Source organism: Amycolatopsis sp. NPDC045836 (genome assembly GCF_056431745.1).
Window position 1 is genome coordinate 401,004 of the sequence record NZ_JBWKKF010000001.1, and the last position, 25,940, is coordinate 426,943.

General features: G+C 72.9%; 20 protein-coding genes. 15 read left to right on the plus strand and 5 right to left on the minus strand.

The window, feature by feature from the left end; all coding sequences use genetic code 11:
• Nucleotides 1-127: 127 nt before the first annotated feature.
• A complete protein-coding gene (locus AC07EG_RS01980) occupies nt 128-757 on the minus strand; it encodes a TetR/AcrR family transcriptional regulator (protein ID WP_478251066.1) in 630 nt (209 codons plus the stop codon).
• A 184-nt stretch (nt 758-941) separates the two neighbouring features.
• Between AC07EG_RS01980 and AC07EG_RS01985 the strand changes: the two genes are divergently transcribed.
• From AC07EG_RS01985 to AC07EG_RS02035, 11 genes are all read left to right on the plus strand, one after another.
• Nucleotides 942-1,862 carry an alpha/beta fold hydrolase gene (locus tag AC07EG_RS01985; protein ID WP_478251226.1) on the plus strand — a complete coding sequence of 307 codons (921 nt, stop codon included), beginning with the start codon at nt 942-944 and terminating at the stop codon, nt 1,860-1,862.
• Nucleotides 1,863-2,042: 180 nt separating this feature from the next.
• Complete coding sequence (locus AC07EG_RS01990) at nt 2,043-3,047, plus strand: DUF3152 domain-containing protein (protein WP_478251067.1); 1,005 nt, start codon at nt 2,043-2,045, stop codon at nt 3,045-3,047.
• A gap of 105 nt (nt 3,048-3,152) precedes the next feature.
• Complete coding sequence (moeZ, locus tag AC07EG_RS01995) at nt 3,153-4,331, plus strand: adenylyltransferase/sulfurtransferase MoeZ (RefSeq protein WP_478251068.1); 1,179 nt, start codon at nt 3,153-3,155, stop codon at nt 4,329-4,331.
• Nucleotides 4,332-4,363: 32 nt separating this feature from the next.
• Nucleotides 4,364-5,170 carry a TIGR02569 family protein gene (locus AC07EG_RS02000; protein WP_478251069.1) on the plus strand — a complete coding sequence of 269 codons (807 nt, stop codon included), beginning with the start codon at nt 4,364-4,366 and terminating at the stop codon, nt 5,168-5,170.
• Between the two features lie 205 nt (nt 5,171-5,375).
• The gene (locus AC07EG_RS02005) at nt 5,376-7,352 is read left to right on the plus strand and encodes a molybdopterin oxidoreductase family protein (RefSeq protein WP_478251227.1); all 1,977 of its coding nucleotides are present in this window, start codon (nt 5,376-5,378) and stop codon (nt 7,350-7,352) included.
• Complete coding sequence (locus AC07EG_RS02010) at nt 7,349-8,797, plus strand: FAD-dependent oxidoreductase (RefSeq protein WP_478251071.1); 1,449 nt, start codon at nt 7,349-7,351, stop codon at nt 8,795-8,797. Before AC07EG_RS02005 ends, AC07EG_RS02010 begins: the two co-directional genes overlap by 4 nt.
• 10 nt (nt 8,798-8,807) lie before the next feature.
• Nucleotides 8,808-10,151, plus strand: a complete 1,344-nt coding sequence (locus AC07EG_RS02015; RefSeq protein WP_478251072.1) for a nitrate/nitrite transporter — start codon at nt 8,808-8,810, stop codon at nt 10,149-10,151.
• A 25-nt stretch (nt 10,152-10,176) separates the two neighbouring features.
• Nucleotides 10,177-12,678, plus strand: a complete 2,502-nt coding sequence (nirB, locus tag AC07EG_RS02020) for a nitrite reductase large subunit NirB (protein ID WP_478251073.1) — start codon at nt 10,177-10,179, stop codon at nt 12,676-12,678.
• Nucleotides 12,675-13,016 carry a nitrite reductase small subunit NirD gene (gene nirD, locus AC07EG_RS02025; RefSeq protein WP_478251074.1) on the plus strand — a complete coding sequence of 114 codons (342 nt, stop codon included), beginning with the start codon at nt 12,675-12,677 and terminating at the stop codon, nt 13,014-13,016. The genes nirB and nirD overlap by 4 nt, the downstream gene beginning before the upstream one ends.
• Nucleotides 13,013-14,128 (plus strand): uroporphyrinogen-III synthase, encoded by a 1,116-nt coding sequence (locus tag AC07EG_RS02030; RefSeq protein ID WP_478251075.1) that lies wholly within the window; start codon nt 13,013-13,015, stop codon nt 14,126-14,128. The genes nirD and AC07EG_RS02030 overlap by 4 nt, the downstream gene beginning before the upstream one ends.
• A 2-nt stretch (nt 14,129-14,130) precedes the next feature.
• On the plus strand, nt 14,131-14,835 hold the full coding sequence (locus AC07EG_RS02035; RefSeq protein WP_478251229.1) for a sirohydrochlorin chelatase: 705 nt from the start codon (nt 14,131-14,133) through the stop codon (nt 14,833-14,835).
• Here AC07EG_RS02035 and AC07EG_RS02040 read toward each other — a convergent pair.
• Together AC07EG_RS02040 and AC07EG_RS02045 are read right to left on the minus strand one after the other, a co-directional pair.
• On the minus strand, nt 14,760-15,851 hold the full coding sequence (locus tag AC07EG_RS02040) for a winged helix DNA-binding domain-containing protein (RefSeq protein ID WP_478251076.1): 1,092 nt from the start codon (nt 15,849-15,851) through the stop codon (nt 14,760-14,762). The genes AC07EG_RS02035 and AC07EG_RS02040 overlap by 76 nt on opposite strands.
• An 11-nt stretch (nt 15,852-15,862) precedes the next feature.
• Nucleotides 15,863-16,258: a DUF3224 domain-containing protein gene (locus AC07EG_RS02045; RefSeq protein WP_478251077.1), complete on the minus strand. Its 396-nt coding sequence runs from the start codon at nt 16,256-16,258 to the stop codon at nt 15,863-15,865.
• A 63-nt stretch (nt 16,259-16,321) separates the two neighbouring features.
• Here AC07EG_RS02045 and AC07EG_RS02050 point away from each other — a divergent pair, with 63 nt between their 5' ends.
• Together AC07EG_RS02050 and AC07EG_RS02055 are read left to right on the plus strand one after the other, a co-directional pair.
• Complete coding sequence (locus AC07EG_RS02050; protein WP_478251078.1) at nt 16,322-17,284, plus strand: helix-turn-helix transcriptional regulator; 963 nt, start codon at nt 16,322-16,324, stop codon at nt 17,282-17,284.
• Nucleotides 17,277-18,086, plus strand: a complete 810-nt coding sequence (locus AC07EG_RS02055; RefSeq protein ID WP_478251079.1) for a uroporphyrinogen-III synthase — start codon at nt 17,277-17,279, stop codon at nt 18,084-18,086. Before AC07EG_RS02050 ends, AC07EG_RS02055 begins: the two co-directional genes overlap by 8 nt.
• Nucleotides 18,087-18,169: 83 nt before the next feature.
• Here AC07EG_RS02055 and AC07EG_RS02060 read toward each other — a convergent pair whose 3' ends face one another.
• Together AC07EG_RS02060 and AC07EG_RS02065 are read right to left on the minus strand one after the other, a co-directional pair.
• Nucleotides 18,170-18,994, minus strand: coding sequence for a siderophore-interacting protein (locus AC07EG_RS02060; protein ID WP_478251080.1), 825 nt, complete (start codon nt 18,992-18,994; stop codon nt 18,170-18,172).
• 30 nt (nt 18,995-19,024) lie between these two features.
• The gene (locus AC07EG_RS02065) at nt 19,025-19,336 is read right to left on the minus strand and encodes an MGMT family protein (RefSeq protein ID WP_478251081.1); all 312 of its coding nucleotides are present in this window, start codon (nt 19,334-19,336) and stop codon (nt 19,025-19,027) included.
• A gap of 107 nt (nt 19,337-19,443) precedes the next feature.
• On the opposite strand from AC07EG_RS02065, the gene AC07EG_RS02070 reads away from it, so the two are divergent.
• Both AC07EG_RS02070 and AC07EG_RS02075 read left to right on the plus strand, forming a co-directional pair.
• Nucleotides 19,444-22,635 (plus strand): ATP-dependent helicase, encoded by a 3,192-nt coding sequence (locus AC07EG_RS02070; RefSeq protein ID WP_478251082.1) that lies wholly within the window; start codon nt 19,444-19,446, stop codon nt 22,633-22,635.
• Nucleotides 22,632-25,904: an ATP-dependent helicase gene (locus tag AC07EG_RS02075; protein ID WP_478251084.1), complete on the plus strand. Its 3,273-nt coding sequence runs from the start codon at nt 22,632-22,634 to the stop codon at nt 25,902-25,904. The genes AC07EG_RS02070 and AC07EG_RS02075 overlap by 4 nt, the downstream gene beginning before the upstream one ends.
• Nucleotides 25,905-25,940 lie beyond the last annotated feature (36 nt).

Sequence of the window (25,940 nt, forward strand, 5' to 3'; positions counted from 1 at the left end):
GGGGCACGTTCTCCCTGAAGAGCCCGCCGGGGGGGTGTCCGGGACCTCCCTCACGTTGGAAGGGGTACTGTTCCCCGCCCCCTCGGGATCCCTCGGGGGGGGGGGCGGCCGCGCCCCCCCCGCCGGGTCACGGGTGCTGGAGCGGGAAACCGGCGCCGATGCCGCGCCAGGCCAGGGTGGAGGTCAGCGCGACGGCTTCCTCGCGGCTGATCGAGCTGTGGTTGGCCAGCCAGAACCGGGCGCTGACCTGGCTCAGCCCGACCAGGCCGACGGCCAGCAGCCGGGCGCGGTCCTCGTCGAGCCCGGCGTCCGAGGTGATCGTCTCGGTGATCGCGTCCACGCTGGCCGAGGTCGCCCGGTCCACCGCCTTCTCCACGGCGGGTTCCCCGCGCAGGTCCGACTCGAAGATCATCCGGAACGCGCCGGCGTCGCCGTTGACGAAGTCGAAGAACGCCCCGACCGTGGCCGGGACGCGCTGCTTGTTGTCCGTGGTGGAGTCCAGCGCCGCGCGCACCCGCCGCACCAGCTCGTCGACGTGGCTCTCCAGCAGCGCGATGTAGAGGTCGAGCTTGCCGGGGAAGTGCTGGTAGAGCACGGGCTTGCTGACCCCGGCCTGCTCGGCGATCTCGTCCATCGCCGCCGCGTGGTAGCCGTTCGCGGCGAACACCCGCTGGGCGGCGGTGAGCAGCTGGGCACGCCGTTCCGTGCGAGGCAGCCGCACCTGCGTTCGCTGGGTGCTTTGAGCCGCTTCCGTCATCAGTCCCTCCAGACCATCTCCGCCCCGCGTGGGGGTCACCACGGCCGAGGCGTCCCCCCGACATTACTCGCCGGTACTCGGCAAACGCCAAGCGTCCGGCCACATCAGGCATTCTGGACGAGTGCCGCCGACCACCTCCAACGGCAGAACGCCGATCACCCACGTGCCGCTGACCACCACCCCGTTGCCGTCGCTCGACTCGCACGTAGCGCCGTGGCCAGGGGAAACCGAGTCGGTCGGCGGGTTGTCCCTGCACGTGCGCCGGACGCCGGGCGCGGAAGAGCCCGTCGCGGTCTACGTGCACGGCCTCGGCGGGTCGTCGACGAACTGGACCGAGCTCTCGGCGCTGCTGGCGCCGTTCGCCGGTGGCATCGCGGTGGACCTGCCCGGGTTCGGCTTCTCCGAACCGCCGTCGGAGTTCGACTTCGGGCTGAACTCGCACGCCGCGCTGCTCGCCGAGTTCGTCGGCGGCCTCGGCAAGGGGCCCGTGCACCTGCTGGGCAACTCGATGGGCGGGGCGATCGCGCTGCTGGTCGCGGCTCGGCGGCCGGAGCTGGTGCGCACGCTGACGCTGATCTCCCCGGCCGTGCCCGACCGCAGGCTGGACCACCGCAGGCTGTCCGACCCGCGGATGGCGCTGGCCTACCTGCCCTTCGTCGGCAAGCGCGTCCGCCAGGCGCTCGCCGCCCTGGGGGCGGAGGAGCGCGCGAAGCAGGTGATCAAGCTGTGCTTCGCCGATCCGAGCGGGTTCTCCGAGCAGCGGCTCGCCGAACTCACCGAGGAGCACAGCGCGCGGGCCGAGTTCGCCTGGGCGGCGCCCGCGATGGCCCGCAGCACCTTCGGCATCCTCCGCGCCTGGTTCAGCCGCGGCCCGGCCTCGCTGTGGGCGGCGGCCGCGGAGGTCGCCGCGCCGACCCTGGTGGTGTGGGGTGAGCAGGATCGGGTGATTTCGGTGCGACGCGCGTCACGCACGGCGACGCTGGTCCCCCGGGCCCGGCTGCTGGTGCTCCCTCGAACGGGTCACGTGGCCCAGATGGAGCGGCCGAACACCGTGGCCAAGGCGGTGCTGGGCATGTGGGAGCGCGTGGAATCCGGTGCCTGGTAACCCGTTCGGGCGCCGGTCGGCGACGGCATAACGTTTTGGATATGGCACCCTGGACGCGTGGTGAACCGGGTGACGAATGGGGCGCGAGGTGGCGGTGAACGCCCGCCGTACCCGCCTTCGGCCCAGTCGGCTCGTCGTCCGGACCGGTCCGGGAGCTACTCCACGGGCCAGGGGCGGGCCGTGCGCACCGATGAGGAGCGCTACCGCCCCGGCGGCCGCCGGACCGCCGCGGAACCGCTGAGCGCGTCCTGGAACCCCCGCGAGGAGGAACCGGAGGCCGCGCCGAAGCGCAAGGGCGGGTTCGCCAGGACCTACGGCTGGCGGATGTACGCGCTGCCGGTGCTGGCGGTGATCACCGCGCTGGTGGTGTTCGACACCGCGACCAGCCCGCCGGAGACCCCGCCGGCCGACCAGACCGGCACCGCGATGTCCGGCGGCGAAGGCACCGGGACCAACGGCGAGGGCGACGCCCCACCGGCCGGTGCCGAGCTGCCCGCGCCGCAGATGGACCTGAACATCCCCACCGCCGACCTGCCCGATGGCAAGCCGTACACGCAAACCGGCCAGGGCAGCTGGCACGTGGTGCCGGGCAAGTCCGAGCCGTTCGGCAGCGGCGGGAAGCTGTGGAAGTACACCATCGAGATCGAGGACGGCATCGCGCCGGAGGACATCGGTGGTGAGGACACCTTCGCCACCACCGTGCAGGGCATCCTGTCGCAGGACCCGCGCGGCTGGGCGGGCAGCGGCCAGCTGCGGTTGCAGCGGGTGGACAACAGCGACCCGGCACCCGACTTCAAGGTGGCGCTGACCACCTCGGACACCGCCAAGCGGATCTGCGGCTCGTCGATCCCGTACGAGGCGTCCTGCCGCAAGGGCGACACCAAGCAGGTGGTGATCAACCTGTCCCGCTGGGTGCGCGGGGCCAAGGCGTTCAGCTCGGACCTGCTGGCCTACCGCCAGTACGCGATCAACCACGAGGTCGGGCACGCGCTGGGCCACGGGCACACCGGCTGCGCCAAGGACGGCGACCTGGCGCCGGTGATGATGCAGCAGAGCTTCGGCGTGAACAACGACTACGTGGCCCGGCTGAACAACGTGCCCGGCGGCGACCGGAACTCGGTGCCCGCCGACGGCAAGGTGTGCAAGCCGAACAGCTTCCCGAACCCGGGGGCCCAGGCGGGCTGAGCGCAACCCCTTCCCACCAGGTGGACCGGGGGAAGACCGGGCGGCGGGCGTGCGTTAGGCATAGTGGAACGCGAGAACGCTGCGCGAAGATGGAGGTCCACCACGATGTCAGGCACGCTGCCGCCGCTCGTCGAGCCGGCCGCCGAGCTCACCAAGGACGAGGTGGCCCGCTACAGCCGTCACCTGATCATCCCGGATGTCGGGATGGAGGGGCAGAAGCGGCTGAAGAACGCCAAGGTGCTGGTCATCGGCGCCGGTGGGCTGGGCAGCCCGGCCCTGCTGTACCTGGCCGCGGCCGGGGTCGGCACGCTGGGCATCGTCGACTTCGACGTGGTCGACGAATCGAACCTCCAGCGCCAGGTCATCCACGGGCAGGGCGACATCGGCAAGCTGAAGGCCGCTTCGGCGCAGGAGTCGCTGGCCGAGACCAACCCGAACGTCAAGGTCCACCTGCACACCGATCGGCTGGACAGCTCGAACGCGCTGGAGATCTTCCGCGACTACGACCTGATCGTCGACGGCACGGACAACTTCGCCACCCGCTACCTGGTCAACGACGCCGCGGTGCTGCTCGGCAAGCCGTACGTCTGGGGCTCGATCTTCCGGTTCGAGGGCCAGGTCAGCGTGTTCTGGGAGGACGCGCCGAACGGCAAGGGGCTGAACTACCGCGACCTCTACCCCGAGCCGCCGCCCCCCGGCATGGTGCCCTCGTGCGCCGAAGGCGGCGTGCTCGGCGTGCTCTGCGCGTCGATCGGCTCGATCATGGTCAACGAGGCGATCAAGCTGATCACCGGCATCGGTGAGCCGCTGCTCGGCCGCCTGATCAGCTACGACGCGCTGGAGATGCGCTACCGCGAGGTCAAGATCCGCAAGGACCCGGACACGCCGAAGATCACCGAGCTGATCGACTACGAGGCGTTCTGCGGGGTGGTCTCGGACGAGGCGCAGCAGGCCGCGTCGAACAGCACGATCACCGCGCCCGAACTGAAGGCCAAGTTCGACAACGGCGAGAACTTCGAGCTGATCGACGTCCGCGAGCCGCACGAGTACGAGATCGTCAACATCAAGGGCGCGAAGCTGATCCCGAAGGACCGCATCCTGTCCGGGGAGGCGCTGGCCGAACTGCCGCAGGACAAGCCGATCGTGCTGCACTGCAAGTCGGGGGCGCGCTCGGCGGAGGCGCTGGCCGCGTTGCACCAGGCCGGGTTCAAGGACGCGACCCACCTCGGTGGCGGGGTGCTGGCCTGGGCGCGCCAGGTCGACCCGAGCCTGCCGACGTACTGACGATCGGTTCATCCCGCGATAACGTGCGGGATGTGACCACCCCGGCTCCGCGACGCCAGCCCCCGCCGCCGCACGTCGTGGCGGCGTTCGGGGCGAAGGGCGCCGAACCGGAGCCGATGCCCGGCAGCCCCGGCTGGCGGTGCGGTGAGCTGGTGCTCAAACCGGTCCGCGACCGGGCGAGAACGCTGTGGCAGGCCCGCACGATGGAACGCATTTCGCTGCCCGACGTGCGGGTCGCCCGGCCGGTCCGCGCCAGCGACGGGCGGTCCATCGTGGCCGGCTGGGCGGCGTGCCGGTTCCTCCCCGGCACCCCGCAACCGCGGTACGACGAGGTGGTGCTCGTCGCGTTGAAGCTGCACCAGGCGACGGCGAACGAGCCGCGCCCGGATTTCCTCGCCACCCGCCAGGACGTCTACGCGGTCGCCGACCGGATGGCCTGGGAGGAGCTCGAGCCGGACCTCGACGAGCGCAAGGGCGGCGGCTGGTTCGAGGTGCTCGCCGGGGCCCGTCAGCCGGTGCGCGGGCACGACCAGCTGGTGCACGGCGAACTGTTCGGGCGGGTGCTCTTCGACGGGGACGGGCCACCGGGCATCGTCGACTTCGAACCGTACTTCCGCCCCGCGGAATGGGGGGCCGCGGTGGCCACCGTCGACGCGCTCGCCTGGGGTGGCGCCGACCCCCGGTTGCTGCGCCGCTGGGCGCATTTGCCCGAATGGCCACAACTGGTGTTGCGGGCCACCCTCTTCCGCCTGGCGATCATCGCGCTGGAGCCGCGGTTCACCCCGTCCTCCCTGGACGGACTGCGGATCGCCGCCGGTGAAGTCAGCGCGTTGCTCTGAACGCGCGGGAACCTCACCGCCACTTGCCCGCAATCGCCCGGGCAATGTCAAACGAATGAAACATTCGGTCGCTTTCGAGTAACAAGCGCTCCCTACCGTCGATTTACGGCCGAGGCGGAAGGGAGGGCCCGTGACTGCGACGATCGTTCCGGTGACCGAGCCCCACACGGTCACGCACTGCCCCTACTGCGCACTCCAGTGCGCCATGGCCGTACAAGACACCCGGACGGCACCGGCTGGCGAAGGGGGGTTGTGCCAGAAGGGCTGGACCGCGGGCACGCTGCTGCGTTCGCCGTCGCGCCTGACCACGCCGCTGATCCGGGTCGGCGGTGAACTGCGCCCGGCGAGCTGGGACGCGGCGCTCGACCTGGTCGCCACCCGGCTGGCGCGGTTGAAGCACGAGCACGGCGCCGACGCGAACGCGGTGTTCGGCGGCGGCGGGCTGACCAACGAGAAGGCCTACCTGCTCGGCAAGTTCGCCAGGGTCGCGCTCGGCACCTCGCAGGTCGACTACAACGGACGGTTCTGCATGTCCTCCGCGGCCGCGGCGGGCATGCGGGCGTTCGGGCTGGACCGCGGGCTGCCGTTCCCGCTGGCGGACCTGGCCGAGGCGGACGCGATCCTGCTCGTCGGCGCGAACCCGGCCGAGACCATGCCGCCGTTCGCGCGGTACCTCAAGCGCGGGCTGGTCGTGGTGGACCCCCGCCGCACCCCGACCGCGGAACTGGCCGAACTGCACCTGCAGCCCGCGCCCGGCACCGATCTGGCGCTGGCACTGGGCATCCTGCACGCGGTGGTGGCCGACGGCCTGCTCAATCAGTCCTATGTGGACGAACGGACCACCGGGTTCGCCGCGGTGTGGCGGATCGCGGCGGCGTGGTGGCCGGAACGGGTGGAGCGGATCACCGGGGTGTCGGCCGCCGACCAGCGGGCGGTGGCCGCGCGATTGGCCGAGGCGCGCAACGCCTACGTGCTCACCGCCCGCGGCACCGAGCAGCACGCCAGCGGGACCGACACGGTCAGCGCGTGGATCAACCTGGCGCTGGCGCTGGGCCTGCCCGGCCGCGAGGGTTCCGGGTTCGGCTGCCTGACCGGGCAGGGCAACGGCCAGGGCGGGCGCGAGCACGGGCAGAAGGCCGACCAGCTGCCCGGTTACCGGCGCATCGACGACCCGGCGGCGCGGGCGCACGTCGCCGGGGTGTGGGGGGTGCCGCCGGCTTCCCTGCCCGGTCCCGGCCGCTCGGCCTGCGAACTGCTCGACGCCCTGGGCACCGAGCAGGGGCCGCGCGGGCTGCTGGTGTTCGGCAGCAACGTGCTGGTCTCGGCGCCGCGGTCGGCACGCGTGGCCGAACGGCTGGGGGCGCTCGACTTCCTGGTGGTCGCCGATCTGGTGCTGTCCGAGACCGCCGCGCTCGCCGACGTTGTGCTGCCCGTCACGCAGTGGGCCGAGGAGGAGGGCACGATGACCAACCTGGAGGGGCGGGTGCTGTTCCGCCGCCGCGTGATCGATCCCCCGGACGGCGTCCGCACCGATCTCGACGTGCTCTCGGACCTGGCGAGCAGGCTCGGGCAACCGGACGGCCGGTTCCCGGCCGACGCGGAAACCGTGTTCGAAGAACTCCGAGCCGCCTCCAGGGGCGGGCTCGCCGACTACTCCGGGGTCACCTACGACCGGCTGCGGGCCGGGGAACGGCTGCACTGGCCGGTTCCGGAGCCGGACCACCCCGGGACCCCGCGGGTGTTCCTCGACCGGTTCGCGCACGCCGACGGCCGCGCGCGGTTCCACCCGGTCGACCACCGCGGTCCCGCCGAGCCGACCGACGCCGGATTCCCGTTGCAGGCCACCACGGGCCGCGTGCTCCAGCACTACCAGTCCGGCGCGCAGACCCGGCTGATCGGGGAACTCGCCGACGCGGTGCCCGAGGCGTTCGTCGAGGTGCACCCGGACACCGCGGCCCGCGCCGGGCTGGCCGACGGCGACTGGGCCGCGGTCGAATCGCGGCGCGGTGCCGTGCGGGCGCGGGTGCGCTGCGTGCCGTCGATGCGGCCCGACCTGGTTTTCGTGCCGTTCCACTTCCCCGGCGAGCAGCGGGCGAACCTGCTGACCAATCCGGCGCTCGACCCGACCAGCCGCATGCCGGAGTTCAAGGTGTGCGCGGTCCGGCTGGCGGGTGCCGAATGAGCCGGAACGTGGTGGTCGTCGGCTACGGCATGGCCGGCGCCAGGGTGGCCGAGGAGATCCGCCACCGGGACGCGGACAGCTCGCGCGTCGCGCTGACCGTGCTCGGTGCCGAGCCGTACCCCGCGTACAACCGGGTGCTGCTCTCCGGCGTGGTCGCGGGCACCATGCACCCGGATTCGGTGTGGCTGCACGACACCGAGTGGGCCAAGGAGAACGACGTCGACCTGCGGCTGGACACGACCGTGCGGCGGCTCGACCGCACCGCCCGGCGGGTCGAACTGGCCGACGGGTCCACTGTGGACTACGACGCGCTGGTGCTGGCGACCGGGGCCGCGCCGTGGTTGCCGCCGGTGGAGGGACTGACCACCGAAGCCGGGCAACCGGCACCCGGGGTGGTCGCCTTCCGCGGGCTCGGTGACTGCGAGCGCATCCTCGGTGCCGCCGGGGTCGGCGCGCCGGTGGCCGTGCTCGGCGGCGGGCTGCTCGGCCTGGAAGCCGCCCGCGGGCTCGCCGGACGCGGGAACCTGGTCACCGTGGTGCACCCGGTCGGGCACCTGATGGAACGCCAGCTCGACCCCGAAGGCGGCCGGGTGCTCGCGGAAACCCTGCGCGGGCTCGGCATCGAGTTCCGGCTGGGTGCCACCGCCGCCCGTTACCTGCCCGGTGACGGCCTCAAGCTGGACGACGGCTCGTACGTCAAGGCGGATCTGGTGGTGGTGTCCGCCGGGGTGCGGGCCGAGACCGCGCTGGCCGCCGAAGCCGGGCTGGCCGTCGACCGCGGGGTGGTCGTGGACGACTCCCTGCGCACCAGCGACGGCCGGATCTTCGCCATCGGTGACTGCGCGCAGCACCCCGGCACGGTGTCCGGGCTGGTGCAACCGGCCTGGGAACAGGCGGCCGTGGTGGCCGACCTGGTCACCGGTGAGAACGCCGCCGCGCGTTACCGCGGCACCCCGGTGGTGACCAGGCTCAAGGCCCGCGGGGTGGACCTGGCGGCGTTCGGCGACACCGAAGCCGACGGGGCCGACGGGGCCGAGGTGCTCAGCGTGTCCGACCCGGCCCGCGGCCGGTACGCGAAGCTGCTGGTGCGCGGGGAAAAGGTGGCCGGGGCGATCGTGCTCGGCCTGCCCGACGCGGCGGCGAACCTGACCCAGCTCTACGACCGCGGTGCCCGGCTGCCCGAGGACCGGCTCCCGCTGCTGCTCGGCCGGGCGCTGCCCGGGGCCGAGGCGGTGGCCGCCTCGACGGTGAGCCCGGCGAGCCTGCCCGCCACCGCGGTGGTCTGCCGGTGCAACGCGGTGACCAAGGGCCGGCTGGTCGAGCAGTGGCGCGGCGGGGCCACCGACGTGCCCGCGCTGGCCGCGGCGACCAGGGCGACCACCGGCTGCGGTGGCTGTGCCGATGCCGTGCGGGGCATCACCTCCTGGCTCGCGGAAACCTCCTGAAAGGCGATACATGCGAACGAAACGCTGGATCCAGCACTGGGACCCGGAGGACACCGGGTTCTGGGAGAGCACCGGCAGGCGGGTGGCCCGGCGCAACCTGTGGTTCTCCATCTTCGCCGAGCACGTCGGCTTCTCGATCTGGACGCTGTGGTCGGTGATGGTCCTGTTCATGGGGCCGGAATACGGCTTCTCGGCGGCGGACAAGTTCCTGCTGGTGTCCACCCCGACCGTGGTCGGCGGGCTGATGCGGGTGCCCTACACCTTCGCCGTGGCCAGGTTCGGCGGCCGCAACTGGACGGTGGCCAGCGCCGGGCTGCTGGTGGTGCCGACCCTGCTGGCCGCGATCGTGGTGGAACCGGGTACCCCGCTGACCACCTTCGTGCTGGTCGCCGCGCTCGGCGGGGTCGGCGGCGGCAACTTCGCCTCGTCGATGACCAACATCAACACCTTCTACCCGGAACGGCTCAAGGGCTGGGCGCTCGGGCTGAACGCCGGTGGCGGGAACCTGGGCGTGGCGGCGATCCAGCTGGTCGGCCTGCTGGTGATCGGTACCGCCGGGGCGATGGCGCCGCGGCTCGTGCTATACGTCTACCTGCCGCTGATCGTGGTGGCCGCGTTGTGCGCCTACCTGTTCATGGACAACCTCGCCAGCGTGCGCGGGGACACCGGGGCCATGCGCGAGGTGGTCAGGGACGGGCACACCTGGGTGATGTCCTTCCTCTACGTCGGCACCTTCGGCTCGTTCATCGGCTACAGCTTCGCCTTCGGGCTGGTGCTGCAGAACCAGTTCGGCCGGACGCCGTTGCAGGCCGCGGCGGTGACCTTCCTCGGCCCGCTGATCGGCTCGCTGATCCGGCCGGTCGGCGGCACGCTGGCCGACCGGGTCGGTGGCGCGAAGGTGACGCTGGTGACCTTCGGCGGCATGGCGGTGGCGGCACTGGGCGCGATCCTCGCCTCCAACGCCGGTTCGCTGGCGTTGTTCACCACCGCGTTCATCCTGTTGTTCGTGCTCTCCGGCATCGGCAACGGGTCCACCTACAAGATGATCCCGGCGATCTTCCGGGCGAAGGCGCGGTCGGCGATCGAGGCGGGTGCCCCGCGGACGGCGGAACTGCTGCGGGCACGCCGGTTGTCCGGGGCGCTGATCGGGCTGGCCGGGGCGATCGGGGCGATCGGCGGGTTGTTCATCAACCTGGCCTTCCGCGCGTCGTTCGCCGGCACCGGCGGCGGGGTGCCCGCGTTCGTCGGCTTCTGCGTGTTCTACCTGATCTGCGCGGGCGTCACCTGGGCGGTCTACCTGCGCCGGGAGGGCCTGCGTTCGCCGAGCCCCGCCTTGGCCGGGGCCGGGGTCTGAACTCATCCACCGGGAGGAGCAGCAAATGCGGACACTGGTTGTCGCCGGGCACGGCATGGTCGCCCACCGGCTGGTCGAAGCGGTGCGGGCGGGCGGGGGCGACTGGCGCGTGGTCGTGCTGGCCGAGGAGTCGCGCCCGGCGTACGACCGGGTCGCCCTGACCTCCTACGTGGACGGCTGGGACGCCGCTGCGCTGGCGCTGCCCGGTGCCGACTACGCCGGGGACCCGCTGGTGGAGCTGCGGCTCGGTGATCCGGTGGTGGCGGTGGACCGGGACCGCGAGCTGGTGCGGACCGCGGCCGGGCACGAGCAGTCCTACGACGCGCTGGTGCTGGCGACCGGCTCGAAGCCGTTCGTGCCGCCGGTGCCGGGGCACGACCTGCCCGGCTGCTTCGTCTACCGCACCATCGAAGACCTGGACGCCATCCGGGAGGCGGCGGGCCGGGCGAGCCGGGGCCGGCGGTCGGCGATGGTGGTCGGCGGTGGCCTGCTCGGACTGGAAGCCGCGAAGGCGTTGCGGGACATGGGTCTCTCACCGCACGTGGTCGAGATGGGCCCGCGGCTGATGCCGTTGCAGGTCGACGACGGTGGTGCCGGGTTGCTGCGCGACCTGGTCACCGCGCTCGGCGTGACCGTCCACACCGGAACGTCGGCGAGCGTGATCGAGCCCGATGGCGACCGGCTGATCGCCAAGCTGGCCAACGGCACCGAGCTGGACCTGGATCTCGTGGTGTTCTCGGCGGGCATCCGGCCGCGTGACGAACTGGCCAGGTCGAGCGGGCTGGCGGTCGGCGGGCGCGGTGGGGTGCTGGTGGACAACCGGTGCCGCACCAGCGATCCGGCCGTGTACGCGATCGGCGAGTGCGCCGCGGTGGAGGACCGCGTGTACGGCATCGTGGCGCCCGGGTACACCATGGCGGAGATCGTCGCCGCGCAGCTGCTCGGCGGGGACGCCGAGTTCGGCGAGCAGGACACGTCGACCAAGCTGAAGCTGCTCGGTGTCGACGTGGCCAGCTTCGGTGACGCCCACGCGGCCACCGAGGGCGCGCGGGAAGTCGCCTTCGCCGATTCGATCGACGGTCACTACAAGAAGCTGGTGGTCTCCGAGGACGGCAAAACGCTGCTCGGCGGCGTGCTGGTCGGCGACGCCTCGCAGTACACGGTGCTGCGGTCGTTCGTCGGGCGCGCGCTGCCCGCGTCACCCGGGTCGATGCTCTCCCCGGCGGGTGGTGGCGAAGGTGCCGGCGTGGACGCGCTGCCGCCGGACGCCCAGGTGTGTTCCTGCAACGCCGTCACGAAGGCCGCGATCACCGACGCCATCCTCGAGCACGAGTGCACCGACGTGGCGAAGATCAAGACCTGCACGCGGGCGGGTACCGCGTGCGGCTCGTGCGTGCCGATGCTGGCGAAGCTGCTGGACTCGTGCGGCGTCGAGCAGTCGAAGGCGCTCTGCGAGCACTTCTCGTTCTCCCGCGCGGAGTTGTTCGAGATCGTCAGCGCCACCCGGATCACCACCTTCGGCGAGCTGATCTCCCGGCACGGCACCGGGACCGGCTGCGCGGTGTGCAAGCCCGCCGTGGCGTCCATCCTGGCGACGCTGGGCAACGGCCACATCCTCGGCGGTGAGCAGGCCACCCTGCAGGACACCAACGACCGGTTCCTGGCGAACATCCAGCGCAACGGCTCGTACTCGGTGGTGCCGCGCATCCCCGGTGGCGAGATCACCCCGGCGAAGCTGAAGGTGATCGCCGAGGTGGCCGAGGAGTTCGGGCTGTACACCAAGATCACCGGCGGGCAGCGGATCGACCTGTTCGGCGCCACGGTGGACCAGCTGCCGCCGATCTGGCGGCGGCTGGTGGACGCCGGGTTCGAGTCCGGGCACGCCTACGGCAAGGCGCTGCGCACGGTGAAGTCGTGCGTCGGCTCGACCTGGTGCCGGTACGGGGTGCAGGACAGCGTCGGCATGGCCGTCGAACTGGAACTGCGGTACCGCGGGCTGCGCTCGCCGCACAAGCTCAAGGCGGCGGTCTCCGGGTGCGCGCGTGAATGCGCCGAGGCCCGCGGCAAGGACTTCGGCGTGATCGCCACGGAGAAGGGCTGGAACCTCTACGTCGGCGGCAACGGCGGCACCACCCCGCGGCACGCGCGGCTGCTGGTGTCCGATGTGGACACCGAGACGCTGTTCCGGACGATCGACCGGTTCCTGATGTTCTACGTGCGCACCGCCGACCGGTTGCAGCGCACCGCGCCGTGGATCGAGGAGCTGGAGGGCGGTCTCGACCACCTGCGCGAGGTGATCGTCGACGACAGCCTCGGCATCTGCGAGGAACTGGACGCGGCGATGGCCAAGCACGTGGACACCTACGCCGACGAATGGCGCGGTGTGCTGGAAGACCCCGAAAAGCTCGCGCGGTTCACCTCGTTCGTGAACGCGCCGGGCACCCCGGACCCGACGATCTCCTTCCGCGTCGAACGCGAGCAGAACGTGCCCGTCGCACTGGGCCTGCCGGAGGTGGCTGCACGATGACCGTGATGCGGGAACCGACCTGGACGGCCGTGTGCCCGGTCGGCGAGGTGCCGCCGGGTGCCGGGGTGGCCGCGCTGCTGCCCGACGGCACGCAGGTGGCCGTCTTCCGGACCGGGGACGCCGTGTTCGCCCTGTCCAACGTGGACCCGTTCAGCGGGGCGGCGGTGCTCTCCCGCGGCATCACCGGGGACCGGGGCGGCGTGCCGGTGGTGGCCTCGCCGATGCACAAGCAGTGCTTCGAGCTGGCCACCGGGCAGTGCCTGGACGAGCCGGGGGTGCGGGTGGCCTGCTACCCGGTGCGGGTGGCCGGCGGCACGGTGGAGGTGGGCGGGCCGTGACGGCCCTGCCACCGCTGGCCGGTTTCGCCGTCGGCATCACGGCGGCGCGCCGGGCCGACGAACTGGGCGCGTTGTTCGTGCGCAAGGGGGCGACCGTGCGGTACGGCCCGGCGATCCGGATCGTGCCGCTCTCGGACGACACCGAACTGCTCGGCGCCACCCGGCGGCTGCTCGACGAGGCACCCGACGTGGTGGTGGCGACCACCGGCATCGGGTTCCGCGGCTGGATCGAGGCGGCCGAGGGCTGGGGGCTCGGCGACGCCGTGCTCGCCCGGCTCGGTGAGGCCGAGGTGCTGGCACGCGGGCCGAAGGCGAAGGGGGCGGTGCGGGCGACCGGGCTGGTGGAGGCGTACTCACCGGACTCGGAGAGCAACGCCGAGCTGCTGCAGCACCTGCTGGCTTCCGGGGTGGACGGCCGCCGGGTGGCGGTCCAGCTGCACGGCGAGCCGTTGCCGTTCTTCGTCGAGTCGCTGCGGTCCGCCGGGGCCGAGGTGATCGAGATCCCGGTGTACCGGTGGGTCGGGCCCGCCGATCCGGGGCCGCTGGACCGGCTGCTGGATGCGGTGCTGGAGGGCGGGATCGACGCGATGCCGTTCACCAGCGCACCGGCCGCGGCGAGCACGTTCGCCGTGGCCAGGCGCACCGGCCGGTACGCGGCGCTGGTGGAGGCGCTGACCCGGCGGGTGGTGGTGGCCTGCGTCGGCCCGATCACCGCCGCGCCGTTCGCCGCACTGGGCATTCCGACCGTGCAGCCGGAGCGGTCCCGGATCGGGGCGCTGGCTCGCACGCTGTCGCAGGCGCTGCTGGACCGCGTGCCGGGCTGGCGGGTGGCCGGGCGGGCGGTGGAACTGCGTGGGCAGGCGGTGGTGGTCGACGGTGAGCTGCGGACGCTGGCACCGGCGCAACTGGCGGTGCTGCGGGCGCTCGCGGAGGAACCGGGGCGGGTGGTCTCCCGGCGGCAGCTGAGGACCGCGCTGCCCGGCGGGGGCGACGAGCACGCGGTGGAGACGGCGGTCGGCAGGCTCCGGACTTCGCTGGGTGAGGGGAAACTGGTGCAGACCGTGGTCAAGCGGGGTTACCGGCTGGCCGTGGAGGAGGCGGGGATCGCTTGATCGTGCTGGTGGCGCACGGCACCCGGGCGGCGGCCGGGGTGCGCGTGATTTCGGAACTGGCCTCGATGGTGCGCGAGCGGGTGGCCGTGCCGGTGCGGGTGGCGTTCGCGGACGTGCTCCAGCCGGACGTGACGACCGTGCTGGCGGGGGTGCCCGGCCCGGCCGTGGTGGTGCCCGCGTTCCTGGCGTCGGGGTACCACGTGCGGACCGACGTCCCGGCGCAGGTCGCGGCGAGCGGGCACCCGGCGGTGGCGGTGACGCCCGCGTTCGGTGCGGCTCCGGAGTTGATCGGCGTGCTCGAAGCGCGGTTGCTCGAAGCCGGGTACCGCCGGGGTGACGCGGTGGTGCTGGCGGCGGCCGGGTCCAGCGATCCGCGGGCGCTGGGCGAGGTGCGGGCGGCTGCGCGGGCGTTGCGGGCCCGGCTGGCCGTGCCGGTCCGGGTGGGGTTCGCCGCTACGGCACGGCCTTCGGTGGCCGAGGTGGTGCGTTCGCTGGGGGTCTCCCGGGTCGCCGTGGCGTCCTGGTTGCTGGCGCCGGGGTTGTTCCACCGGCGGCTGGTCGGATCGGGGGCGGCGGTGGTGGCCGCGCCACTGGGGGCGCACGCCTCCGTCGCCGACCTGGTCGTCCGGCGTTACCAGGCGAGCTTGGCGAGCGTGAGCCCGCGTGCGGCGGCGACGAGTTCGGCTTCTTCGGCGACGCGTTGCTGAGTGTTCGGGCCGAGCGGCCAGAAGGTGCTGACGGTGATCGACAGCTTCTTGCCGGAGGTCTTCGGGCGCCAGACGCCGGCGACCTCCCCGTCCGCGAGCACCGCGCCGGGATTGCCGAGGATCTTCCAGATCTCCTTCTGGTGCGCCTTCTCCGGCACCAGCAGGTCGCGGTCCCTGGCCTGCAGCAGCGGGTCCGAGGGCGGCAGCAGGCGGACGAGGTCCGGCTCCGGCGGGTTTTCCAGCAGGGACAGGGAATCGGCGGGCAGGTAGCGCTGCTTCCCGTCGATGGGCACTTCGGCGAGGCCGGACGGCCACATCTCCTTGGCGGCGGTGGCGTTCGTGCCGCGGAAACCGCCCGCCTCACCGGGCGAGGCCGGGCCGTGCAGGCGCAGGTAGGCCGCGATGACCGCGGTCGCGGCCGGGACGTCCGGTTCGGTGGGCACCGGTCCGCGGCGCTCCTGCGGGGTCAGCGTCGCCGGGGAGGTGTCCGGGACCAGTTCGAGCCCGGCGAGCGGGGCGGCCAGGCGCATGAGCTGTTCGAGGACGTGCGTGGCGCCGCAGCCCCGGCACCACACCGAGAAGCCGTCCGGGACGAGCTTGGTGACGGCGGTGCTCACCGCGCCCTTGGTCATCGTCCGGCCGACGGCCTTGCGCAGCGCCTCGGCGGTGGTGGTCAGCGCTTCGGCGGCGGGCACCCCGGCGCGGGTCACCTGTGCCCGCTGCCAGTTCAGCCGCGTTTCGGCGTCCGCTTCGGACAGCGGCACCAGGCTGCGGGTCAGGGCCTCCAGGTCTCGCCGCCGGTGCAGGTGGGGAGCGCCCCGGTGGGACCAGAGCAACGCGAAGCGGTCGTCCGGCGGTGCCGGGGCGGAGAGCCGGGCGGCCAGCGCGATGGCCGGGCCACCGCGCTGGTTGTCCTGCACGCCGAGGTCGAAAACGGCCAGTTCGTGCGGGTCGGCGGTGTCCCGGTGCAGCCCCTGCGCGGCGATCCGGTAGGCCAGCACCTGCTGCCTGTCCATGGGTGACCGTCCTAGATGGAGTATTCGAAGGTGTAGTGCACCGCCGATTCGCCGGACGCGCCGGCGGTGGTCCCGGTGCCCCGCAGGCCGGTCAGCTCCCCGGTGCCCGAGCCGTCGACCACGGTGAACTCGCCGTTGATGCCCGTGTGGTCGAAACCTACCTCGTGGCGGATCACGAAGCTGCCCTTGCGCCCGTCGACCGCGCCCTCGATCCGTTCGAAGCCCGGCGCGCGCTGCCCGGCGCCGTCGTAACCGGGGCCGGAGTAGTAGAGGAGGTAGTCGACCGAGGACTCGCCCTCGATCAGGCCGGTGTAGGTCATCACGGCGTGGGCGTGCGCGTACCGGGGCTGGTCTTCGGCGCCGCTGACCACGTGCTCGTCCCAGGACTTCATCGCAAAGGTGTTCATGGGCGGTACTGTGCCGGGCTTAGCTGACAGCTCGTGTCAGGTTTTCCGGGCATACTGGCTTCCATGCGTGCGAGCCGACTGCTGACGGTGCTGCTGCTGTTGCAGAACCGGGGGCGGATGACGGCCGACGAACTGGCCGCGGAGCTCGAGGTGTCGGTGCGGACGGTGTACCGCGACGTCGAGGCGCTGTCGGCGGCCGGGGTGCCGGTGTACGCCGATCGCGGGCGCACCGGGGGTTACCGGCTCGTCGACGGGTACCGCACGCGGCTGACCGGGTTGACCGAGGAGGAGGCGCAGTCGCTGTCGCTGGCAGGGCTGCCCGCGGCGGCGTCCGAGCTGGGGCTGGGCACGGTGCTGGCCGCGGCGCAGCTGAAGCTGTACGCCGCGTTGCCCGCGGACCTGCGGGACCGGGCGGCGTCGGTGTCGCAGCGGTTCTACCTCGACGTCCCGGGGTGGCACCGCGGGATCGAGAGCCTGCCGCAGCTGGCGGAGGTGGCGGAGGCGGTGTGGCAGCCGCGGCGGTTGCGGATCGAGTACCGGCGGTGGGGGAACAAGCAGGTCACGCGGGAGATCGAGCCGCTGGGGCTGATCCTGAAGGGCGGGAACTGGTACCTCGCGGGACGGTGTTCGGGGTCCGACCGGACGTACCGGGTGTCGCGGATCGAGGGGTTGGAGACGCTGGCGCCGTTCGAGCGGCCCGCGGATTTCGACCTGGCCGCGTACTGGCGGGAGTGGTCGGAGCAGTTCGAGCAGCGGATGTACCCGAGGCGGGCGGTGGTGCGGCTGTCACCGCTGGGGCGGGCGCTCGTACCGTACTACCTGGGTTCGGTGGGGGCGCGGGCGTTGCGTGACGCCGGTGCCGCGGACGACCGGGGTTGGGTCCGGGTGGAGCTGCCGGTGGAGCAGGGGCGACCGGCGATCGGGGAACTGCTGCGGTTCGGCGCGGAGCTGCAGGTGCTGGAGCCCGCCGACCTGCGCGAGGAACTGGCGGCGGCGATTCGGGAGATGGGGGCGCGGTATGGGTGAGCTGACCGGGGTGACCATCGGCATCACCGCCGAACGGCGGGCGGAGGAGTTCATCGCGGCACTGGAACGGCACGGGGCGACGGTGCGGCACGCGCCGACCATCCGGATCGTGCCGTTGCCGGATGACGCGCTGCTGCGTTCGGCCACTTCTTCGGTGTTGTCGGCTCCGGTCGACTTCACCGCCGTCACCACGGGCGCCGGTTTCCGCGGCTGGCTGGAGGCGGCTTCGGGCTGGGGTGTGGGTGCGGAGTTGCTGCGGCAGCTGGGTTCCTCGCGGTTGGCGGTGCGGGGGCCGAAGGCGAAGGGTGCGGTTCGGGGGGCGGGGTTGGCGGAGGAGTGGTCGGCTGCGGGGGAGACGAACGCGGAGTTGTTCTCCTGGTTGCTGGACGAGGGGGTGGCGGGGAAGCGGGTGGTGGTGCAGTTGCACGGTTCCCCGTTGCCTGGGTTCGTGGGGTCGCTGGCGGATGCGGGGGCTTCGGTTCTGGAGGTGCAGCCGTATCGGTGGGAATGGCCGGTTGATTCCTCGCCTGCGCTTCGGCTGATCGACGACGTCATCGGCGGGCGGGTTCGGGTTCTGGCGTTCACCAGCGCCCCGGCGGCGGCGAATTTGCTGGCGTTGGCCGGGGATCGGGTGGGGGAGCTGGTTTCGGCTTTGCGGGATGGGGTTCTGTGCGCCTGCGTGGGTGCGGTTACCGCTGCGCCGTTGGTGGCGGCGGGGGTGCCGACGGTGCAGCCGGAGCGGCCGCGGTTGGGTTCCTTGGTGAAGTTGCTGGTGCGGGAGTTGTCCACCCCGGCTTTCTAGGGTGACCACGGCTCCGCCGAGTTCTGTGTTGCCGGCCGCCTGTTTCTGCCCGCGTTTGCCCGGCTGACCGCCGGGTGCCTTGGTCAGACGTCGTCGGCCGGGGTGGGGGTGGTGAGGGCTTCGCGGCCGACCTCTTCTTCGCTCTTCCCCTGCCGCCAGTAGCCGGTGAAGGTGATGGCTCGTTTGTCGAAGCCGCGTTCGCGGACCAGGTGGCGGCGGGTGTGCTTGACCAGGGTGGCCTCACCGGAGAGCCAGGCGTAGGGCGTGCCGGCCGGCAGGGTGGCGGCCCGGACGGCCTCCAGCACGGACTCGCCGTGGGGGCGGCCCTCGCGCAGGACCCAGGTGATCTCGACGTCGGTGGCGTCGGTGTCGAACTTCTGCTCGTCCTCCGGGCCCGGGATCTCCAGGTAGGCCCGGACCACGGCGTCCGCGGGCAGCGACTCGATGATCGCGCCGACGGCCGGGAGGGTGGATTCGTCGCCGACCAGGAGTTGCCAGGTGGTGTCGGCGGGGACCGAGTACAACGCGTGCGGGGGCGTCAGGAAGATCAGTTCGTCGCCGACGGTGGCGGTCGACGCCCACGAAGACGCGGGGCCGACATCGTGCAGGACGAAGTCGACGTCGATCTCGCCGGGGCGGATGGCGCGGATCGTGTAGGTGCGCATCGGCGGGCGTTCGGCGTCGGGCATGGCGAGGTAGCGGCGGTACCAGGAAAGCACTTCGCCGTCCTCGAGCGGCGGCGGCAGCACCGGGCGCGCGGCGCCCGGCAGCGGGAAGAACAGCTTGACGTACTGGTCCGGTCCGGCATCGGTGACCGTGGTGGCCACGTCGAAGGTGATCCGGGTCATGTGCGGGGTGAGCCGCCGGACGGCGGACACGTGCAGCGGGTGGTACGTCAGGCTCGCCATTAGGTTAGCCTAACTAAAGAGCGGGGCGTTTTACCAGAGGCCACCCTCCGGCTCCTCCTGTTGCCACCGGTACCGGCGCAGGTCCACCTTCTGCCCGTCGGCCAGCACGCCCTCCGCCCGCAGCCGCGCCAGCTGCTCCTCGGCCAGGTGCGGTGCCGGGGTGCCGTTCGCACGCAGGATCCGGTGCCACGGCAGGTCGTGCCCGTCCTCGGCGAGGATGGCGCCCACCAGCCGCGGTGACGGGGCGCCCGCCAGCGTCGCGATGTCGCCGTAGGTGGCGACCTTGCCCGGCGGTACGTCGCAGATCACCGTCCGCACCCGTTCGTGCAGTGCTTCGTCCATGCGCACAGCTAACCGGACGACACCGACAGTTCTCACCGGGTGCCGCTGCCGACCCCCGATCACCACCCGTGGTGCAATCGGGTGTGGCAAGCAGGACGAAGCACCGGGTGAGCGCGCGACTGGTGCGCCGCCCGGTCGTGCCCGCGCCACCCCGCCAGTGGACGGCCGAGGCCCGCCGGGTGCTCGGCGGGCCGGTCGGTTTCGTCCGCGTGCTGGGCGGGCCCGGCACCGGCAAGACCACGCTGCTCGCCGAGGCCGTCACCCGCCGCATTCGTGACCACGGCGTCGATCCCGAGCGCATCCTGGTGCTCACCACGTCCCGCCGGGCGGCCGAAGCGCTGCGTGCCGACATCACGCGGCTGCTCAGCGACGGCGATCCGGAGGTCCCGCGCACCATCCGCGAGCCGATCGTGCGCACAGTGCACTCCTACGCCTACGCGGTGCTGCGGTTGCAGGCACGGATCCGCGAGGAACCCGCGCCCCGGCTGCTCAACAGCGCGGAGCAGGACGTGATGGTGCGTGAGCTGCTCGCCGGTGATCTGGAACTGGGGGCCTGGGACTGGCCCGTCGAGCTGCGGCCCGCGCTGACCGTGCCGGGGTTCGCCGAGGAACTGCGCGACCTGCTCCAGCGCGCGGCCGAACGCGGCCTCGGGCCGGAGGACCTGATCAAGCTCGGCGAGCAGAAGCAACGCGAGCAGTGGATCGCCGCCGGGCTGTTCTGGCGGCAGTACGAGGAGGTCAGCGCGTTGCAGGGGGCCGGGGGCAACGCCCTCGCGCTGCCCGGCGCCACCGCCTACGACGCGGCCGAACTGGTCATTTCGGCGCTGGTGGCGCTGAACTCCGAGCCGGAACTGATGGACCGCGAGCAGAACCGCGTCCGGCACCTCTTCGTCGACGACGCCCAGCACCTCGACCCGCTGCAGTTCCGCCTGCTCCGCCACCTCGGCTCCGGTGCCGACGACTTCGTCCTCGCCGGTGACCCGGACCAGTCGATCTTCTCCTTCCGCGGGGCCGACCCCGGCCTGCTCGACCAGGCCGATCGCCGCGGGGACCGGACGATCCGGCTCACCCGCAGCCACCGCCTCGCGCCCGCGATCGCCGCCGCGGTCAACCGGCTGGCCCGGCACCTGCCGGGCCCCAGGCGCCCGGAGCTGTCCCCCAGGGACACCGAGGACGAGGGCACGGTCAAGATCCGCCTGCTCTCCACCCCGGCGGCCGAGGGCGCCTGGATGGCCGACCAGCTGCGCCGCGCGCACCTGATGGACGAGGTCCCGTGGTCGGAGATGGCCGTGCTGGTGCGCTCGCCGTCGCGGACCTTCCCGGTGCTCACCCGCGCGCTGCGGGCGGCCGGGGTGCCGATCGCCGCCGCCTCGGAGGAACTGCCGCTGGCCAAGCAGCCGGCCGTCCGGCCGCTGCTGGCCGCGCTCCGCGCCGCCGACGATCCGTCCACTGTGGACGCCGACCTGGCGGAGATGCTGCTCTCCTCGCCGCTGGGCGGAGCGGACCCGCTGGCGCTGCGGCGGCTGCGTCGCGGGCTGCGGCGGCTGGAGCTGTCGGCCGGCGGTGCGCGGTCCAGTGACGAACTGCTGGTGGAGGCGTTGCTGGACAACGATCCGCTGACCGCGCTCGCCGACGCCGAGGCGGCTCCGGTGCGCCGGGTGGCCGGGCTGATCGCCACCGCGCGGGAGTCGATCGCGCAGCACCGCAACGTGGAGAACGTGCTGTGGGACCTCTGGCAGGCCAGCGATCTCGAAGCGCGGCTGCTGCGCTTCGCCGACCGCGGCGGGTCGCTCGGGGCGCAGGCCGATCGCGACCTGGACTCGGTGGTGGCCCTGTTCCACGCCGCCGGTCGTTATGTCGACCGGCTCCCGCACTCCACCGTGACCGCGTTCGCCGACTACCTGACCTCGCAGCAGATCGCCGGGGACAGCCTGGCCCCGAAGGCCGCCCGCAAGGAGGGCGTCACGCTGCTCACCGCACACGGGTCCGCCGGCCGGGAGTGGACGGTGGTCGCGGTGGTCGGTGCGCAGGAGGGCAGCTGGCCGGACCTGCGCCTGCGCGGGTCGCTGCTGGGCGTGGAGCGGCTGGTCGACCTGCTGTCCGGGGTGGACGGTGAGCAGGTGTCCGCGACGGCGCCGCTGCTGGCCGAGGAACGGCGGCTGTTCTACGTGGCCGCCAGCCGGGCCCGCCGGACGCTGCTGGTCAGCGCGGTGCGCGGGGAGGACGAGCAGCCGTCGCGCTTCGTCGACGAGCTGGACGAGGCCGCCCCCGACGAGTCGGCGGCCGATCCCCGGCTGAAGTCGGGCGGGCGTTCGCTGGTGCTCGCCGAGCTGGTCGGGGAGCTGCGGCGGGCGGTCTCGGATGCGGAGATGGACACCGGGAAGCGGCAGCTCGCCGCGCGCCAGCTGGCGAAACTGGCGGCCGCCGGGGTGCCCGGTGCGCACCCGAACACCTGGTACGGCGTGCCGCAGCCGTCCACCGAGGTGGCCCTGTTCCACCCCGGCCAGCTGGTCAGCGTCTCGCCGTCCACAGTGGACATCCTGGCCCGCTGCCCGCTGCGGTGGCTGCTGGAACGGCACGGCGGGGACGACCCGGCCCAGCTCGCCGCGGTCACCGGCACGCTGGTGCACGCGCTCGCCCAGGCCGCCGCCGAGGGCACCGGGGACGCCGAGCTGCGGGCGGCGCTGGACGAGGCGTGGACCAGGGTCGACGCCGGTGCGCCCTGGTTCTCCCGCCGTGAACGGCGGCGCGTGGAGCACATGCTGGAGAACTTCATGGCGTGGCTGCGGGCCAGCCGCGCCGAGCTGACCAGCGCCGGGAACGAGAAGGACGTGCAGGTGGTGCTGCCACCCGAGCACGGCGACGGGGAGGACGAACTGCTCGTGCGCCTGCGCGGCCGGGTCGACCGCCTGGAGCTGGACGCACAGGGCCGTCCGGTGATCGTCGACATCAAGACCGGCAAGACCCCGGTCACCGCCACCGACGCCGAGCAGCACCCGCAGCTGGCCGCCTACCAGCTGGCCGTGCTGCTCGGCGCGTTCGGCGAGCACGGCACCGAACCGGGTGGCGCGAAGCTGGTGTACGTGGCCAAGGCGAACAAGAAAACCGGTGCCACGGAACGGCAGCAGGCCCCGCTCGACGACGAAACCGGGCCCACCTGGCTGGAACTGGTGCGGCGGGCGGCCGGATCCGCGGCGGGGCCGGGCTTCGAAGCGCGGGAGAACGCGGACTGCCCGCGGTGCCCGGCCCGCGGTTCGTGCCCGGTGCGCCCCGAAGGACGACAGGTGACCGGCCCGTGACCGCTGTCCAGACGCGTCTCGTCAGCCCGGCCGACGTCGCCGAGGCGCTCGGCCTGCACCCGCCGACGCCCGAGCAGGCGGCCGTGATCGCCGCGCCCACCGAGCCGTCGCTGGTGGTGGCCGGGGCGGGCGCGGGCAAGACCGAGACCATGGCCGCCCGCGTGGTGTGGCTGGTGGCCAACGGTTTTGTCACCCCGGAACAGGTGCTGGGCCTGACCTTCACCCGCAAGGCCGCGCGTCAGCTCGGCGAGCGCGTGCGGGCGCGGCTGCGGCGGCTGGCCGGGTCCGGGCTGCTGGAGCGCGTCGATCCCAGCGGTGGCCGCCGCGCCGCGGTGATGGCGGGCGAGCCGACCGTGCTCACCTACCACGCCTACGCCGGACGCCTGCTGGCCGAGCACGGGCTGCGGCTGCCGGTCCGGCCGGGCGCGCGGCTGCTGTCGGAAACGGCGTCCTGGCAGCTCGCGCACCGGGTGGTTTCGCACTGGGACCCCGATCTCGACACCGACAAGGTGCCGCCGACGATCACCGCGCACGTGCTCGGCCTGGCCGGGGAACTCGGTGAGCACCTGGTGTCCACGGACAAGCTGGCCGGGTACACCGAGTGGTTGTGCGAGCTGATCGAGACCGCGCCCAAGGCCAAGGGGCAGCGCGACGCGCTACCGGTGAAGCTGCAGGAAATCGTGGCCGCGCAACGGTTCCGGCTCGCGCTGCTGCCGCTGGTGGAGGCCTACCACGAGCGCAAGCGGGCCGAGGGCGCGCTGGACTTCGCGGACCAGATGTCGCTGGCGGCCGGGCTGGCCACCGAGCACGAGGAGGTGGTGCTCGGCGAACGCGAGCGCTACCGGGCGGTGCTGCTCGACGAGTACCAGGACACCGGGCACGCGCAGCGCGTGCTGCTGCGCGGCCTGTTCGGCCTGGGTGAGCACCCGTCGCTGCCGGTGACCGCGGTGGGTGACCCGGCGCAGGCGATCTACGGCTGGCGCGGGGCGAGCGCGGCGAACCTGCCGCGGTTCACCACCGACTTCCCGAAGGGCACCGACGAGGGCCTGGAACCCGCCGGCGAATACGGCCTGCTGACCAGCTTCCGCAATCCGCCCGAGGTGCTGGTGCTGGCCAACGCCATCGTGGAACCGCTGCGGGTCAAGGGACTCGGCGTCAAGCAGTTGCGGGCGCGGGTGGGCGCGCCCCCGGCCGACGTCTCGGTGGCGCTGCTGCCGGACATCCGCGCCGAACGCGAATGGGTGGCCGAACGGCTGGCCGAGCGCTGGTTCACCGCGATCGAGGCGACCGGCGAGCCGCCGACCGCCGCCGTGCTGGTCCGCCGCCGCGCCGACATGGCGCCGATCGCCGCCGAACTGCGGGCACGCGGCCTGCCGGTGGAGGTGGTCGGCCTCGGCGGACTGCTGGAGGAACCCGAGATCGCCGACCTGGTCAGCACGCTGCGGGTGCTGGCCGACCCGCTGGCCGGCACGGCGGCCGCGCGGCTGCTCACCGGGGCGCGCTGGCGGCTGGGTGCGGCGGACGTGAAGGCGTTGTGGAGCCGGGCGGTCGAGCTGTCCGCCGATCCGGACGAGCCGCGTGACACCGAGCCGACGCTGGTGCCCGAACGCGCCGAGCACACCGGCCTGGTCGACGCCATCGACGACCCCGGCGACCCGGACCGCTACTCCCGCGAGGGGCTGCGCCGCATCCAGCGCCTCGGTGCCGAGCTGGCGGCGTTGCGCCGCAGGCTGGACCAGTCGCTGCCGGAACTGGTGTCCGATGTGGAGCGCACCATGCTGCTCGACGTGGAGGCGCTGGCCCGGCCGAACGCCGCCGGCCGCGCCCACCTGGACGCCTTCGCCGACGTGGTCACCGAATTCGCCGAGACCTCGCCGACCGCCACCCTGATGTCCTTCCTGGACTACCTGGCCACCGCCGAGCACGCCGAGGACGGGCTCAGCCCCGGTGAGGTCGAGGTGGTGCCGGACCGCGTGCAGGTGCTCACCGTGCACGCCGCGAAGGGCCTGGAATGGCAGTACGTGGCCGTGCCGCACCTGGTCGGCGACGTGTTCCCGAGCAAGCGGCGGTCGTCGTCCTGGCTGCGCACGGTCACCGCGCTGCCCGCCAAGTTCCGCGGTGACGAGCAGGACCTGCCCGAGCTCCGGCTCGGCGGCGGGGAGAACCGCAAGGAACTGCTCGAAGAACTGGAGCTGCACGAGGCGAACTTCGCCGATCGCGAAGCCGACGAGGAACGCCGCCTCTGCTACGTGGCGCTGACCCGGTCCGAGCACGGGCTGCTGGTTTCCGGGCACTGGTGGAACGAGAGCAGTTCGAAGCCGAAGGGGCCGTCCACCTTCCTCACCGAGATCCGCGAGGTGGTCCTCGAGCAGGGCGCGGACGACCTCGGGGTGATCGAGCAGTGGGCCGACCCGCCGGTCAACGAGGCGGAGAACCCGCTCACCACCTCGACGCGCACCGCGGTGTGGCCGGTGGACCCGTTGGGCGGACGGCGGTCCGCGGTCACCGAAGGCGTCGAGCTGGTGCTCGACGAACTCGCCGTGCTCAGCCGCCGCGACCCCGGGGCACCCGATCCGGACGAGGGGCACGAGGACCCGGACGGCTGGATCGCCGACACCGACGTGCTGCTGGCCGAACGGGCGAAGGCGGCCGGCCGGACCGAGGACATCGTGCTGCCCGACCACCTGTCGGTGAGCCAGCTGGTCGAACTGGCCGCCGACCCGGAGTCGCTGGCCGCCAGGCTCCGCCGTCCGCTGCCCGCGCCGCCGAACAGCTTCGCCCGCCGCGGCACCGCCTTCCACGCCTGGCTGGAGCAGCGGTTCAGCGGGGACCGGCTGCTGGACTTCGAGGACCTGCCCGGCGCGGCCGACGACGAAGCCGTCGACGACGGTGAGCTGGAGCTGCTGCAACGCGCGTTCGAGCACAGCGAATGGGCCGCCAGGACCCCGTACGACGTGGAGGTGCCGTTCTCCGCCGAGGTCGACGGCATCAACCTGCGCGGGCGGATGGACGCGGTGTTCGCCGACCCCGACGGCGGCTGGACCGTGCTCGACTGGAAGACCGGCGGGGTGCCCGGCCCGGACCGGCTGCCCGCGCTGTCGGTGCAGCTGGCCGCCTACCGGCTGGCCTGGTCGGTGCTGGCGGGTGTGCCGCTGGAGCAGGTCCGCGCGGCCTTCCACTACGTGCGCGAGGACCGCACCGTCCGGCCGGTGGACCTGCTGGACTTCGACGGGCTGCGTGAACTTCTTCGCGCGGTACCGCCGGAATGAACGTGGCCGGGATCACCGTCGGCTACGCTCCCCGCG